Consider the following 13,442-nt stretch of genomic DNA (forward strand, 5'->3'; position numbering starts at 1 on the left):
GGGATGAAGCCAGAAAATATCCAAGTTGTTGCAGCACTGTATAAATTTGTCAAGCTGCCAGATTTTGCCGAGAAACGAGAGCCTCTGCTGTCTTACTGCCAAACGCAAGGTGTGAAGGGGACAATTTTGCTGGCACAAGAAGGCATTAACGGTACAATTGCTGGTTCGCGTCAGGCGATTGATTCTGTTCTCTGCTTTTTGCGTACTGACCCTCGTCTCGTAGACCTAGAATACAAAGAGTCTTATACCGAAACCCCCCCCTTTGAGCGAATGAAGGTGCGGTTGAAGCAAGAAATTGTTACTTTGGGATTGCCTGAAATTGACCCAAATGAGCAAGTTGGCACTTATGTTAGTCCCCAAGAATGGAATGATTTGATTTGCGATCCAGAAGTAACTGTAATTGACACTCGCAATGATTATGAGGTAAATATCGGTACTTTCCAAGGAGCAGAAAATCCCCAAACTGGCTCATTCCGTGAATTCCCCGATTATGTGCTACGCCACCTTGACCCAGCTAAACACAAAAAGGTTGCTCTGTTTTGTACAGGCGGCATTCGCTGTGAAAAAGCCTCATCCTTCATGCTTGCCCAAGGCTTTGCAGAAGTTTATCATCTCAAGGGCGGCATTCTCAAGTATTTAGAGGAAGTTCCAGCACAAGAAAGTTTATGGGAAGGGGAATGTTTTGTGTTTGACGATCGCATAACTGTCAGTCATGGGTTGCAGGAAGGAAGTTGTGAGCGATGCTTCTGTTGTGGATATCCGATTACTGAGTCAGATAAGGTATCTCCAAAGTATGAACAAGGTATCTCCTGTCCCTATTGTTTTGATAGCCTCACCGATGAAAAAAGAGCGCGTCAGCAGGAAAAATGGCGGCACTACCAAACCCAAGTTCTTAATTCCAAAAATCGGGATGTGGGTTAAAGAAGAATTCCGAATCCAGAATTTAGAATTCAGAAGCTTCAGTTAAGGATAATTCAGGATTTAAGGGCAAAATTACTGTAAATGTAGTACCGACTCCAACTTGACTTGTGACGCTGATTTGGCCTCTATGAGCATCAACGCACCTTTTAACGATTACTAACCCTAATCCAGTACCCTGAATTGATTGGACATTTGAGGCTCGGTAAAATGACTCAAAAAGTCGCGCTTGGTCTGCTTCGGGAATCCCTATACCTTGATCTTGAATATAAAAAATTGCTACTTTCTTAATCGGGTCGCAGATTAAATCCAACTGAATATTGCCACCTTCTGGAGAATATTTAACCGCGTTTGAGAGGAGATTTTCAAACAAGTAATGCAAGAGTCCCTCATCCATTACAGCATCGGTGCGATCGCTATGAGAGGTAAAAACAATTTCATATAGGCTATCTTCGACAATAGAAAAATCTTCGATTAACTCTCGACAAAATTGTTCTAAGTTAAGTGGAGCAGGGTTATATACGAGTTTTTCTGCTTCTGCTCGACCCATAAACAAGACTTCTTCCATGAGTTTTTCTAAAGATTGCACAGCACCTTGAATTCGCTTTAAATAAATGCCTCTTTTTGCATCTGTCAAATTTGCTCCTTGCATTTCTATGAGTTCTACTGCTGTTTGAATAACAGTCAAAGGATTACGGAACTCATGAGATACGGTAGAGATAAATAAGGACTTGAGACGATTAAGTTCTTGCTCTTTCTCCAAGGCTTGCTCTAGAAATTTTGTTTGGTGTCGTTCGCTAAGATCCCAGAAAACAATTACTACACCATTTATCTGGTCAATTCGTCGCTTTAGTGGCGAAGCACTATCACCAATTGGAACTCTTTTTCCGTCTCTTGTAATCAGAGATGTGAATTCCCCTAAATAAACAACCTGTTGATCTCGCAGTACTTTTGTTACTGGGTTTTCTAATGTAGCTCCTGTAAGTTCATCGACAATATGAAAAATCTTCGCCGCCTCATTTCCTAAAGCATCTTTTTGCTGCCAGCCAGTCAACGCCTCAGCTGCGGGATTCATAAATGTCATCATTCCCTGCTCATCTGTAGCGATTACAGCATCACTCATTGAGTTTAAAAGGGTTGCTAACTGATCTCGATTTTCTCGCAGTTCACGCTCTAATTGATGTTTTAGAAGACCGATTTCGATCGCTATTTTTAAATCTCTTATAGTAAAGGGTTTAACGATATATCCGAAAGGTTGGGTAATTTTGGCTCTTTCTAAAGTATGATCGTCACCATAAGCGGTTAAAAAAATTACAGGAACGTCTAACTGCTCACGAATAAGACTGGCAGTAGCAATACCGTCCATCTCACCTTTAAGAATAATATCCATTAATACCAGTTCTGGTTGAGTTTCCGATGCTTTGGCAATGGCAACTTTTCCAGATGAAGCTGTACCCGTAACAATGTATCCTAGTTGTCTGAGTTGGCTGGCAATAGTTCTAGCCACAATCACTTCATCTTCAACAACTAAAATCCTAGCTTGGTCCATTTGATATTTACTAATGCAAAGTTAACTGCGTGAATTGAATTTTGAATACTGTTCCGTGATTGCGTTCTAGAGTAATGCAGCCTTCTAGTTGTTCTGTAACCAAGTCATATACTAACGACAGCCCCAAAGAATCAGTAGTTGTCCAATCTAAATTATCTGGTAAACCGATCCCATTATCTCGGATAGTCATCTCAATACTATTACCAACATTACGTAAAGCAATACTGATTGTGCCTACTTCTTGGTTGGGAAAAGCGTGTTTGAGGGCATTGGAGATTAATTCGTTAATAACTAGTCCACAAGCAATAGCTTGGTCAACATTCAAGCTAACTGAATCTATATCGGTTTCTAGAGCGATTTTTCCAGGGTATATTTGATAGGAAAATAGTAAGCTTGCTGCCAAATTCTCGATATAGTCAGCAACATCAATTTGTCCAATGTTAGCGGAAGTATATAAATTTTTATGGATTAGAGATATTGACTCAATCCGGTTCTGACTTTCTCGAAGAGCTTTGATGGCTTCTGGATCTTTGAGTGTTTGAGACTGGAGTTGTAATAAACTGGAGACAATTTGCAAATTATTTTTGACTCGATGATGAACTTCTTTTAATAAAACTTCTTTTTCAGCCAAAGCATTTTTTAACTTGACTTGAGCTTTTTGTCTTTGAACAAGTTCAGTTTGAGCTTGCTCAAGAATGCTGGATTGTTGAATTGCGATCGCTAATTGGACTGTCAGTTGATCCAACAAATCTAATTGATTTTCTTCCCACTCGCGTAAACCTGAGCATTGGTGAGCAATCAGTAAACCCCAAAGGTGAGAGACTGGGTTCTGAGAGCTGACTTCTAGTAAAATGGGCACGACTAAATTTGCTTTGACTTCAAACTGTTCTAACAAGCGAATATGGCAATCAGTTAATCCCGCTTCATAAATATTAGCGATCGCTCTTTTACGTCTGTGATAATACTCCACTCCTGCGCCTGCTTGAAAACATGTATCATGAATCTGGACGTCCAAAGAAACAGTCCATCCAGTTTCCACCGATTCCGCCACAATTGTGCCGATCATCTCTGGGTTAAACTGATAAACTACCACTCGATCAACCCCAAGTAAATCTCGCACTTCTTGAACTGTTGCATTCAGAATATCTTGAAGATTCAAAGATTGACGAATCCGTTGAGCAACGGTTCGCATCAATTGCTCCCGCTCGGCTTGGGCTTTTAGAGCCAGTTCAGTTCGCTTACGTTCTGTGATATCTTGCCCAATACCAATAATTTGACCATTTGAAAGTTTAACATTAGTCCAAGATGTGTCGAGGAAATTACCATTCTGCATCTGAGTTTTAAAGTCACTCCAATTGCGTTGTGCAGACTGAATAAAATTAATCACATCTTGTCGATATTCAGGATTAGGATATAGCCGTTCTAGGACATTGCACCCTTGTAAGCTTTGAAATTTCCAGCCTAAAACACTTTCCCATTCTTGATTCACCCATTGAAGTTTCCCATTGGTATCAAAAAGTGCAATCATCAACGGTATACTTTCAAAAACTATTTGCAAAAACTCATTTTGCTCTTGAAGTTTTTTTTCTAAAGTTTTGCGTTTCGTAATATCATAAAATACTGTTAAAATCGCTGCTTCATTATTAAAATTTAAATATTGTAGTGAAGCGATCGCCCAAAAATAAGTTCCATCTGCTCTTTTTAATTGAAGTTCATAGTTATGAACAAAGCCATGTTGATTCAGAGCTTCTAATAGTAACTTGAAATCGGCTGATTTATGGTATAAATCTAAAACTTCTTGATTAATGAAATCTTTTCCTGAAAATCGAAAACTTTTAATAAACTCTGGATTAGCATATGATATCAAATTGTCAGACACACGTGAAATAATCAATGGAATTGGAATAGCTTCAAAAATGACTCTAAATCTCGCTTCACTTTCTTGAAGTTTTCTTTTGATTCGTTTATGTTCTGTTATGTCTCGTATATTAACCAACCGAGCGTTATAACTGGCATAATCTATTGTATGTGTGACAATTTCAACATCAATAATCTCTCCGCATTTTCGCCGATGTTGCCATTGTCCAGAAAAATGTAAGTTAGAGTGCCTTTCTCTTAAATATTCTATGAATATAGGCATATCTTCTAAAGGGCGAATGTCAGTTATTCGCATTTGCAAGAACTCTTCTCGTGAGTAGCCATAGTGGATAACAGCAGCTTCATTTACATCTAAAAATTGCAAATTATCCTGGTTATATACCCACATTGGGTTAGGATTTTTATAGAAAAGAAGATTAAAACTCCTTTGGCTATCATCAATATTCTTTTGCCGATGTAACTCTAAATACCTAATTAATTGCCCTGCCAACTGTTGTAAGGCTACTTGCTCTTTAATAGTCATATTTCGCGGTGCAAAATCAATTACACAAAGACTACCTAATGCAAAGCCGTTGGAGGTAATTAGAGGAACACCTGCATAAAAGCGGAAATAATGATTTGATGTTACAAGGGGGTTTGTTGCAAATCGTTCATCTTGTAAAGTATCTGGGATGATTAATATTTGATTTTGTAAGATAGTATAACTACCAAAGGAAATGCTTCGAGGAATTTCTGATATAGTTACTCCGATTTTTGACTTGAACCATTCCCGTTCTGCATCAATTAGGCTAATGAGAGCAATTGGTGTTTCACAAAAGTTAGCAGCTAATTGAGCCAGTTCATCAAAAATTTCTTCTGGTGGTGTATCTAAAATTTGATACTGATTAAGTACTTCTAGTCGTTGGCTTTCATCTTCTGTAGATAGCATTAGTGATTGTGTGAAAAAAATCTTTTGTAGTATCAGATTTTACTTGAATTCGACGAACCTAAAAAGCCACCGCACCCAGAAGGTAACTTGGCATGATCACATAGAAGCTTAACATTGAGCATAGTTAAATTTTACATGTCTCATGCTTTTAGCAGATGATAACTATTAGAGCAACAGAGATGCTGTTGAATACCTACTAGCAATCTAATTTTTCCTTTTATGTTAAACAAATTTAAAATTTTGGGTTCAATAATTATTCAAAAGGTTATTAGTGATTACTGGATAGAACTCATCACTGAAAGTCCTTACTGCATCTACTATTTTGGACCTTTTCAAACATTTATTGAAGCAAAAGCTGCTTGCCCTGGTTATATTGACGACCTTGAAAGCGAGGGAGTCTTGGGGATAAAAGTCGTCATTAAACGTTGCCGTCCAGATGCACTAACGATTTGTGATGAAGAAGTGAGCTATAGCAAGTAGTTTTCAGTTGAATGAGGTACCAGAAGAAGTAAGTGAAGAAAGCAGCTATGCTGAAGAGTGCAATCTAGAAACTAAAAATCTTTACATCATAAATTTATCCCCAGAAGTTGAGGTTAAGAAAGGAACCGCAAAAAACGCAAAGAATCTTTATGTACTTTGTGTTTTTTGCGGTTTGTTTTATCTTGGGCGTCCCAAAGTAGTGATATATAGAACAGCTTCATCGCCAGGGATACCCAAAACTTCATTTACTTGATCATCAAAGAAACCACCAATACCACTAACGCCTACATTGAGGTGTATTGCTGCTAAATTCAAGCGTTGTCCTAAATGGCCGGCATCCAGATGTAAGTAACGGTAAACGCGATCGCCATATTGTGCGATCGCAGCTTTCAAATCGGCTGTATGAAACAACACCGCAGCTGCATCCCGCCCCAATTCTTGCCCCAAACAGAGAAAATGTAACTCTCGCCGGAAGTTTTTAAACCGAATTTGGCGTAATTCTTGGGCTTTGGGTGCGTAATAATAACAACCTGCCTCCAATCCTTTAACTCCCGACACAGCAATAAATGTTTCTATTAAATTCAAATCAAAGTAATCTGGAGAAATATCTAAACTTTGGTCGATGTAATTTTGTGGTTGGTAAGTAAAATCGAGTAAACCTTTTAATTCATCGAAAGTTAAATCATCACCATTATAAGCGCGGGTAGAGCGTCGCTTATACATAGTAATTTCTAGTTCTGACAGGTTTTCTCCCCAATCTATAGGCGCAGTGGTGGTAGGAATTTTCAAACAGAAAGGAAAGTTATATTTATCCTCTAAAGATTTTTCTTGTTTGATAGTTGGTAAATTGAGATTGCCAGTTACACCTGATTGGATCTGGGTGTGTCGATGGAAATATGTCAGCAATTCACCATCGGGAATTTCGGGATAACTGGTTTCGGTGGCGGAAGGTAAAGCAGTACATCCCAATGGTAAATTTTGATTGACATCTAACAAATCTGCCAGAGGTAAGACAGCGATCGCACCTTCTTGTTGTGGATCGATATAAAGTAGATCATTTACCGATTCATCCACAAAACCGCCGATTAAATGGGGGCGATAGTCAGTAATCGCACCAGCTAACTCGATATTACCCAACAGGTGTCCCGTATCTAGAAAAATCCGCCGATAAGCCCGATCTTCATAGCGCCACGCAGAACGATAGAAAACCGCAGTTACAATAATTGCTAGTTGGGTATTTTCTAGGGAAGGATGCCAGAAACAAGCTGCTTGGAGATTTTGCCAAACATCACTTTCCCAATAATGCATGAGAGAATGAGTCCGACACTGGTAGTTATATAGACCGGGTGGCAATAACGCCGTGCCACGGGAAACCACATACACTTCAGCCGGGTATAATCCCCCTGCACTGGGAGCAGCCCGTAAATACACCGCACTACCCATAGAAGGCATTTTCGCCGTCAATCCATAGCTACGAAACAGCAGGCGTGAAAGTCTTTGCCACCATTGAGCGTCTGGGTTATTAGCAAATCCCTCTGTTTTTTCTTGGATATAGGGTTTGAGATCAAAAGTAGAGCCAATTTTGTACTCTTTGAAAGGCACTGGCTGTTTAGCCCAGTCTAACTGCTGACTTTTGGAAGCGAGAGTCTCAGGGTTGTATTTAGTCCGTTCGTGGTAATGCTGGGCAATTGATTGGTGTAATTCTGGCATAGTACTTTTAATATCCTTAAGGCATCCTTTTTTGATCTTGGCATTCATTAGCCTCATTGTTTCGTGTCAATTCGTACAATCCTCAGACTCACAAAGTAGTAATTGGTAACAACTGAATGGGGAATGGGCAAAAAGAATGTAGAGACGTAGCATTGCTACGTCTCTACAAGGGTTCTGGATAATGCATATTTAATTTCTGGACATGCCTAATATTTTCACAACCGCCGAATTGCAATTTCCAACCCTTCACAGACACCGCTCAGAAAATCTAAATTTAAAGTAGCGATCGCATCACTAGCTTTGTGATAATGGGGATTTCGCAAGAATGCCGTATCTGTCACCATCATTGCCGGATAACCCAAATCCCAAAAAGGTGCATGATCGCTAAGTCTGGTTTGGGGGACTATTAAACCTCGATTTGGCACAGGTAGCCATTGACTAGGTACGCCAGCTTTGCGAATATTACGGCTCATGCCAATTAAGTCAGGAAATGTTCGCAAATTGCCAATTAAAGCAATAAAATCGCCTCTGTCTGGGTAGAAGCGTTCCAGAGGAGGGGGGTAACTTTGGGAACCAGGCGTAGAATCGGTATAACCCAGCATTTCTAGGGAAATCATTAAGCGTAGCTGTTGCTTTTGTTGGTGCAACAGGGCTGCATAATCGGCACTACCCAGTAAGCCGTATTCTTCCATATCGAAAGCAACTAGCCTTAAGGGATATCTTATAGCTTGGGCAGCAAACTTTCTGGCTAATTCCAGCAACACCGCCACACCAGTAGCATTATCATCAGCCGCTACTGTTCCCGGAACGCCATCATAATGAGCGCCAATTAAAATCGGTAGCAAATCCTTTTTTTGTCCTCTCCCTTGGGAGGGTAAATTTAATATCAAGTTCTTACAAGCTTTACCCCTGACTTCAAAGGTGTGGATTTCCACACTCCCCCATTGAGAAAATTCCTGGCGGATGTATTCTTGGACAAAAAAATGTCCAGCCGTTGCCATGTAAGGATCGCGTTCTCGCGCAATCTCAGCCAGGGAAGTTTGTAATCGCTCTGTTAAATTCAAATGGTTAAAATAGTTGCAATATTAAGATTGTCCGCCACTCAAAGAAGTAAAGCAAGTATTATTAAGGTGCATTTACAAACTTGCAGATACAGTACATAGAAGTAGCTGGATAACAAGAATTGAGGCTGCTTGGACATACCAATCATCGTCAATGCTATCCTAGTCTTGCAACTATCTGCTCTAGCTGAACTTCTTAGCTTATTGCCTTAATGATGACTATTATACCATTGAGGTGTTTTCATCCAATAGCACAAAGCTAGAGGTAGTTCCGCCCAATCATAATAAATATATAAGACACTTTAGGAGAAGAGTAACGCATGGGCAAGGTAGTCGGCATCGACTTGGGTACAACCAACTCAGTAGTCGCCGTTATGGAGGGTGGCAAGCCGGTGGTGATTGCCAATGCAGAAGGAATGCGAACAACCCCCTCCGTAGTTGGCTTTAGCAAAGAAGGCGAAAGGGTGGTTGGGCAAATGGCACGGCGACAAACCGTCCTCAATCCACAAAATACCTTTTTCGCAGTTAAACGCTTCATTGGGCGCAAATATGCCGAACTTAGTCCAGATTCCAAGCGTGTACCCTACACCATTCGCAAAGACGAAGTAGGCAATATTAAAGTTGCCTGTCCTCGTCTCAATAAGGATTTCGCCCCAGAAGAAATTTCGGCAATGGTGCTGAAGAAATTGGCCGACGATGCTAGTCGCTATTTGGGTGAACCAGTAACAGGGGCAGTGATTACAGTACCCGCTTATTTTAACGATTCTCAACGGCAAGCAACCCGCGATGCTGGCAGAATTGCCGGTTTAGAGGTGCTGCGGATTCTCAATGAACCAACTGCTGCATCTTTGGCTTATGGATTAGATCGGGGTGACACGGAAACTATCTTAGTATTTGACTTGGGTGGCGGCACCTTTGACGTATCGATTTTAGAAGTAGGCGATGGAATATTTGAAGTTAAAGCTACCAGTGGAGATACGCAACTTGGTGGTAACGACTTTGACAAAGTAATAGTAGATTGGCTAGCAGAGCAATTTTTAGAAGTCGAAGGGATAGATTTAAGACGCGAGAGACAATCTTTACAACGTCTGATGGAAGCGGCGGAAAAAGCCAAAATTGAGCTTTCTGCTGTCAGCATCACCGAAATTAACTTACCTTTTATTGCTGCCGATCAGGAAGGCCCCAAACATCTAGAAACTCGTCTAACACGTTCTCAATTTGAAGGCTTATGTGGTGATTTAGTGGGGCGATTGCGGACACCAGTGAAACGCGCCCTCAAAGATGCCGGACTCTCATCCAGAGACATTGAAGAAGTGGTGTTAGTTGGCGGTTCTACACGGATGCCAATGGTGAAGCAGCTAGTACGGGACTTAATTGGCATAGAACCTAACGAAAACGTCAACCCTGATGAAGTAGTGGGAGTGGGTGCAGCAATTCAAGCAGGAATTCTCGCAGGCGAACTCAAAGATGTGCTGCTTTTAGATGTCACACCGTTATCTATGGGATTGGAAACCATCGGCGGCGTGATGAAAAAACTTATTCCCCGCAATACCACCATCCCAGTCCGTCGTTCTGACATTTTTTCCACGTCCGAAAATAACCAGAATACTGTGGAAATCCACGTAGTCCAGGGCGAACGGGAAATGGCAGCAAACAATAAGTCTTTAGGACGTTTCAAGCTGTATGGTATTCCACCAGCGCCACGAGGAATTCCCCAAGTTCAAGTGTCATTTGATATTGATGCTAACGGTATTTTACAGGTAACAGCCCTAGATAGAACCACTGGGCGAGAGCAGAGTATCACCATTCAAGGCGCTTCCACCTTGAACGAGTCAGAAGTGAATCGGATGATTCAGGATGCTCAGAAATACGCCGATGTCGATCGCGAACGTAAAGAAAGAGTAGAAAAGCGGACTCGTTCAGAGGCGTTGATTTTCCAAGCAGAACGACAGCTTAGAGAAGTAGCACTGGAATTTGGTATGCAGTTTGCCCGAAACCGCCGCCAAAGAATTGATAATATTTGCCGACAACTGAAGGAGAGTCTTCAGGAAAATAGCGATCGCGGTATTGACCAAGCTTATGCCGATTTGCAAGATGCTCTCTATGAGCTAAATCGGGAAGTCAGGGAAACTTATGCTGAAGATGAAGATGACGACTTGTTTGGTACAATCCGTGACATCTTTACTGGTGATAAAGATAAAGAACGCGACTTTCCCAGAGATACATATCGGGAACGCGACTCATACAGTAAGGACTATGGCAGAGATTACGGTAAAGACTATGGCAGAGACTATAGCCGAGACAGTCGTTCTTCCTCCTATGAAAGCCAAAGCCGTCCGCCACGCAAATCCCGTCCCAGCTACCAAGATAACTGGGATGACGAAGAAGACAATGATTGGTTGTAATACTCCTAAAAAAAGTTAGAAGTCAGGAGTGAGAAGTGAGGAGTTAAAAATTAAATCTTTCAACTCCTAGCTCCTAACTCATAATTCCTAACTCTTAATTAAGCCAAAATCTAAAATCTAAAGTTTAAATAATTGAACTATGCAAAATTTGCCTAATTTCCGCGATTACTACGAAATTTTAGGAGTATCTAAAGACGCCTCTGGTGAGGAAATTAAAAAAGTTTATCGGCGTTTAGCAAGACAATATCACCCCGATCTCAATCCGGGTAACAAAGAATCTGAAGAAAAATTCAAGGATATTGGCGAGGCTTATGAAGTCCTTTCAGACTTAGCCAAGCGATCGCAGTACGACCAGTTTAGCCGCTACTGGAAGCAAAAAGGCTTTGCAGGCAACAAACAGACGCCAAAGGCTAAAACTTGGCAGAGTGGCGCTAGCGATCGCAACGGCAATCAGGACGTAGATCCAAGCCAATTCTCTGATTTTGAAAGCTTTATTAATCAAGTTATCGGCGTCAAAAATAAAAATACGGCAAGTAAGTCCAATAATGGCAATAATGCCGATCCGTTTCGTTCCCCCAGAACAAAAGTTGCCTACACAGTTAGCACCCCGCCTCGCACTAACCGTCGAGACATAGAAGCCAGATTAACGCTCCCGCTAGAAAAAGCTTATCAAGGTGGTAATGAACGCATTCGTTTGGAAGATGGGCGATCGCTAGAAGTTAGTATGCCTCCAGGGATGGTAACAGGTCAAACCATCCGTTTGCGGAACCAAGGCGTTGGTGGTGGCGATTTATACTTAAAAATTACCGTTAATCCTCATCCATTATTTAAGTTAGATGGTTTAAATATCCTCTGCCAAGTACCAGTTACTCCTACAGAGGCAGTTTTAGGAGGACAGGTAGAAGCACCAACTCTCGATGGCCCTGTAAAAATGACCATCCCTCAAGGAGTTAGGTCTGGTCAAAAATTCCGACTAGGGAATAAAGGCTACCCCAGCGATGATGGCAAACGTGGCGATCAATTAGTGGAAATTCAAATAGTTACCCCAAAAAATATTAGTCAAGAAGAACGAGAACTGTACGAAAAGTTACGGCAAATTGAAACCTTTAAACCCCGTGCTGATTTACTGAGTTAGGGATGAGATACTATATCCAGCTATTGACCTCAACCTTCATCTTGAAAAATAGTTTCTATATCTTGTGAGCCGTGCAATATACGTACAATTTCTATGCCTTCGTCTATTGGGCGATAAAAAATTAAATAATTTTTTACCGGAAAGCTTCGCAAAAAAGGTGCTAATTCAGACAGTTGTCTGCCTAATTGGGGAAATTTAGCCAGCTTTGGAAAGCTTTCTCGCAGAGTATCAAAAAGTCTATTAGCAGCTTTTAAATTATTTGGCGCTACATATTTCCAGATATTTTTAATATCTTGCTTGCGCTGCTTGAGTAGAAATCCGAAATCGACTCATAGAGAATCGCTGTCAGCCAATTTTTCCTGCCCTCGTGCTTTAATATTTGCAAAAAAAGCCGAAAGTGACTCGTCATTATATTCAGTATACTGACCGATCTCAAGTTGCTTAATACCAATGTCGATCTGAGCGCGTAACGCTTCTAGCTTAAATTTTTCGAGTTCTTCCTCAAGATGAGCGAGTTTATCTATCATCTGCTGAAACGCTTGCGCTTCATGTACCACAACCTCCGCTTTCCCATTTACAGTTAGTACAAGTGGCGACTTTGTGGACTTGATCCGCTCTAGGTAATCCTTGGCATTGCGTTTGAAATCGGTGAGAGTTTGAATATTTTCGAGATTAATTTTGATATCCATCGCATCTAATTCAATGCTTTATAAAATATTTTATCAAATACTTGACCTGCTATGTCTTCTTCCGGCTTCGCCAATCACAAAGGATTTAGAATATAAAGAATATCTTTGAGCAAGGTGACTCAAACAGCCGTGAATCACAACGGGGCAATGCCACAAAGCAGTAAACCAACTTATTACTCCCTGCTAGGACTGCATCCCTCGGCATCGGTAATCGACATTCGTCGTGCTTATAGGCAACTGAGCAAACGCTATCATCCTGATACTACAGACTTGCCGACTGCGATCGCCACTCTCAAATTTCAGCAAATCAATGAAGCCTACGCTACCCTTAGCCATCCAGAACGGCGGTTAAGCTACGATTTCAAAATTGGCTATTCTCGCTTTGCGGTGATTCAACCACCTCCTGACTTGAACCGTCCCGTCTCGCGTCATGACTGGTCAAAATCAGCTTACCTCGATCCTAGCGATCGCCCCCTCTCATCTGGCGAAATTTTTGCTTTATTTATGCTGGTGTTAACATTTGTAGGTTGTCTGCTACTAGCAATTGCCATTGGCTTAACTCGTGGTGAGGCTGCGATCCATTCGCATTTGCTACAGCCAACTCCATCTGTACAACAGCACATTACCCATGTATTGCAACTAATTAGCCCTATAGTAATTAAAAACTAAAAAATTTCCTAATCCAAAAT

Annotated in this window: 11 protein-coding genes; 5 read left to right on the plus strand and 6 right to left on the minus strand. The window is 41.1% G+C overall.

What is annotated here, in order from left to right:
• Positions 1-3 precede the first annotated feature (3 nt).
• On the plus strand, positions 4-921 hold the full coding sequence (locus tag LC608_RS03195) for a rhodanese-related sulfurtransferase (RefSeq protein ID WP_229552558.1): 918 nt from the start codon (positions 4-6) through the stop codon (positions 919-921).
• Between the two features lie 22 nt (positions 922-943).
• Here the strand turns inward: LC608_RS03195 and LC608_RS03200 are convergent, their stop codons facing one another.
• Together LC608_RS03200 and LC608_RS03205 are read right to left on the minus strand one after the other, a co-directional pair.
• Positions 944-2,467: an ATP-binding protein gene (locus tag LC608_RS03200; protein WP_229552148.1), complete on the minus strand. Its 1,524-nt coding sequence runs from the start codon at positions 2,465-2,467 to the stop codon at positions 944-946.
• Between the two features lie 10 nt (positions 2,468-2,477).
• Positions 2,478-5,273, minus strand: coding sequence for a PAS domain S-box protein (locus tag LC608_RS03205; protein WP_229552149.1), 2,796 nt, complete (start codon positions 5,271-5,273; stop codon positions 2,478-2,480).
• A gap of 219 nt (positions 5,274-5,492) precedes the next feature.
• Between LC608_RS03205 and LC608_RS03210 the strand changes: the two genes are divergently transcribed.
• Entirely contained in the window at positions 5,493-5,753 is a 261-nt protein-coding gene (locus tag LC608_RS03210) for a DUF1816 domain-containing protein (RefSeq protein ID WP_229552150.1), read from the plus strand.
• A gap of 177 nt (positions 5,754-5,930) precedes the next feature.
• On the opposite strand, the gene LC608_RS03215 is transcribed toward LC608_RS03210, so the two are convergent.
• Both LC608_RS03215 and LC608_RS03220 read right to left on the minus strand, forming a co-directional pair.
• The gene (locus LC608_RS03215; RefSeq protein WP_229552559.1) at positions 5,931-7,463 is read right to left on the minus strand and encodes a SagB/ThcOx family dehydrogenase; all 1,533 of its coding nucleotides are present in this window, start codon (positions 7,461-7,463) and stop codon (positions 5,931-5,933) included.
• A gap of 215 nt (positions 7,464-7,678) precedes the next feature.
• Positions 7,679-8,527: a M28 family peptidase gene (locus LC608_RS03220; protein ID WP_229552151.1), complete on the minus strand. Its 849-nt coding sequence runs from the start codon at positions 8,525-8,527 to the stop codon at positions 7,679-7,681.
• 317 nt (positions 8,528-8,844) lie between these two features.
• On the opposite strand from LC608_RS03220, the gene dnaK reads away from it, so the two are divergent.
• Together dnaK and LC608_RS03230 are read left to right on the plus strand one after the other, a co-directional pair.
• On the plus strand, positions 8,845-10,929 hold the full coding sequence (gene dnaK, locus LC608_RS03225) for a molecular chaperone DnaK (RefSeq protein WP_229552152.1): 2,085 nt from the start codon (positions 8,845-8,847) through the stop codon (positions 10,927-10,929).
• 139 nt (positions 10,930-11,068) lie between these two features.
• Complete coding sequence (locus LC608_RS03230) at positions 11,069-12,064, plus strand: DnaJ C-terminal domain-containing protein (RefSeq protein WP_229552153.1); 996 nt, start codon at positions 11,069-11,071, stop codon at positions 12,062-12,064.
• Between the two features lie 29 nt (positions 12,065-12,093).
• Here the strand turns inward: LC608_RS03230 and LC608_RS03235 are convergent, their stop codons facing one another.
• Both LC608_RS03235 and LC608_RS03240 read right to left on the minus strand, forming a co-directional pair.
• A complete protein-coding gene (locus LC608_RS03235; protein WP_308189831.1) occupies positions 12,094-12,354 on the minus strand; it encodes a type II toxin-antitoxin system RelE/ParE family toxin in 261 nt (86 codons plus the stop codon).
• A gap of 39 nt (positions 12,355-12,393) precedes the next feature.
• Positions 12,394-12,753 carry a type II toxin-antitoxin system Phd/YefM family antitoxin gene (locus tag LC608_RS03240; protein WP_229552154.1) on the minus strand — a complete coding sequence of 120 codons (360 nt, stop codon included), beginning with the start codon at positions 12,751-12,753 and terminating at the stop codon, positions 12,394-12,396.
• A 147-nt stretch (positions 12,754-12,900) separates the two neighbouring features.
• Between LC608_RS03240 and LC608_RS03245 the strand changes: the two genes are divergently transcribed.
• On the plus strand, positions 12,901-13,422 hold the full coding sequence (locus LC608_RS03245; protein WP_229552561.1) for a J domain-containing protein: 522 nt from the start codon (positions 12,901-12,903) through the stop codon (positions 13,420-13,422).
• The last annotated feature ends 20 nt before the right edge of the window (positions 13,423-13,442 follow it).

This window comes from Nostoc sp. XA010 (assembly GCF_020829625.1).
Taxonomy (GTDB): domain Bacteria; phylum Cyanobacteriota; class Cyanobacteriia; order Cyanobacteriales; family Nostocaceae; genus Nostoc.

What these genes read in the sequence shown, in the direction of transcription:
- LC608_RS03195 (WP_229552558.1), top strand. Translation starts at nt 4, where the DNA reads ATGAAGCCAGAAAATATCCAAGTTGTTGCAGCACTGTATAAATTTGTC.
- LC608_RS03200 (WP_229552148.1), bottom strand. Translation starts at nt 2,467, where the DNA reads ATGGACCAAGCTAGGATTTTAGTTGTTGAAGATGAAGTGATTGTGGCT.
- LC608_RS03205 (WP_229552149.1), bottom strand. Translation starts at nt 5,273, where the DNA reads ATGCTATCTACAGAAGATGAAAGCCAACGACTAGAAGTACTTAATCAG.
- LC608_RS03210 (WP_229552150.1), top strand. Translation starts at nt 5,493, where the DNA reads ATGTTAAACAAATTTAAAATTTTGGGTTCAATAATTATTCAAAAGGTT.
- LC608_RS03215 (WP_229552559.1), bottom strand. Translation starts at nt 7,463, where the DNA reads ATGCCAGAATTACACCAATCAATTGCCCAGCATTACCACGAACGGACT.
- dnaK (WP_229552152.1), top strand. Translation starts at nt 8,845, where the DNA reads ATGGGCAAGGTAGTCGGCATCGACTTGGGTACAACCAACTCAGTAGTC.
- LC608_RS03230 (WP_229552153.1), top strand. Translation starts at nt 11,069, where the DNA reads ATGCAAAATTTGCCTAATTTCCGCGATTACTACGAAATTTTAGGAGTA.
- LC608_RS03240 (WP_229552154.1), bottom strand. Translation starts at nt 12,753, where the DNA reads ATGGATATCAAAATTAATCTCGAAAATATTCAAACTCTCACCGATTTC.
- LC608_RS03245 (WP_229552561.1), top strand. Translation starts at nt 12,901, where the DNA reads ATGCCACAAAGCAGTAAACCAACTTATTACTCCCTGCTAGGACTGCAT.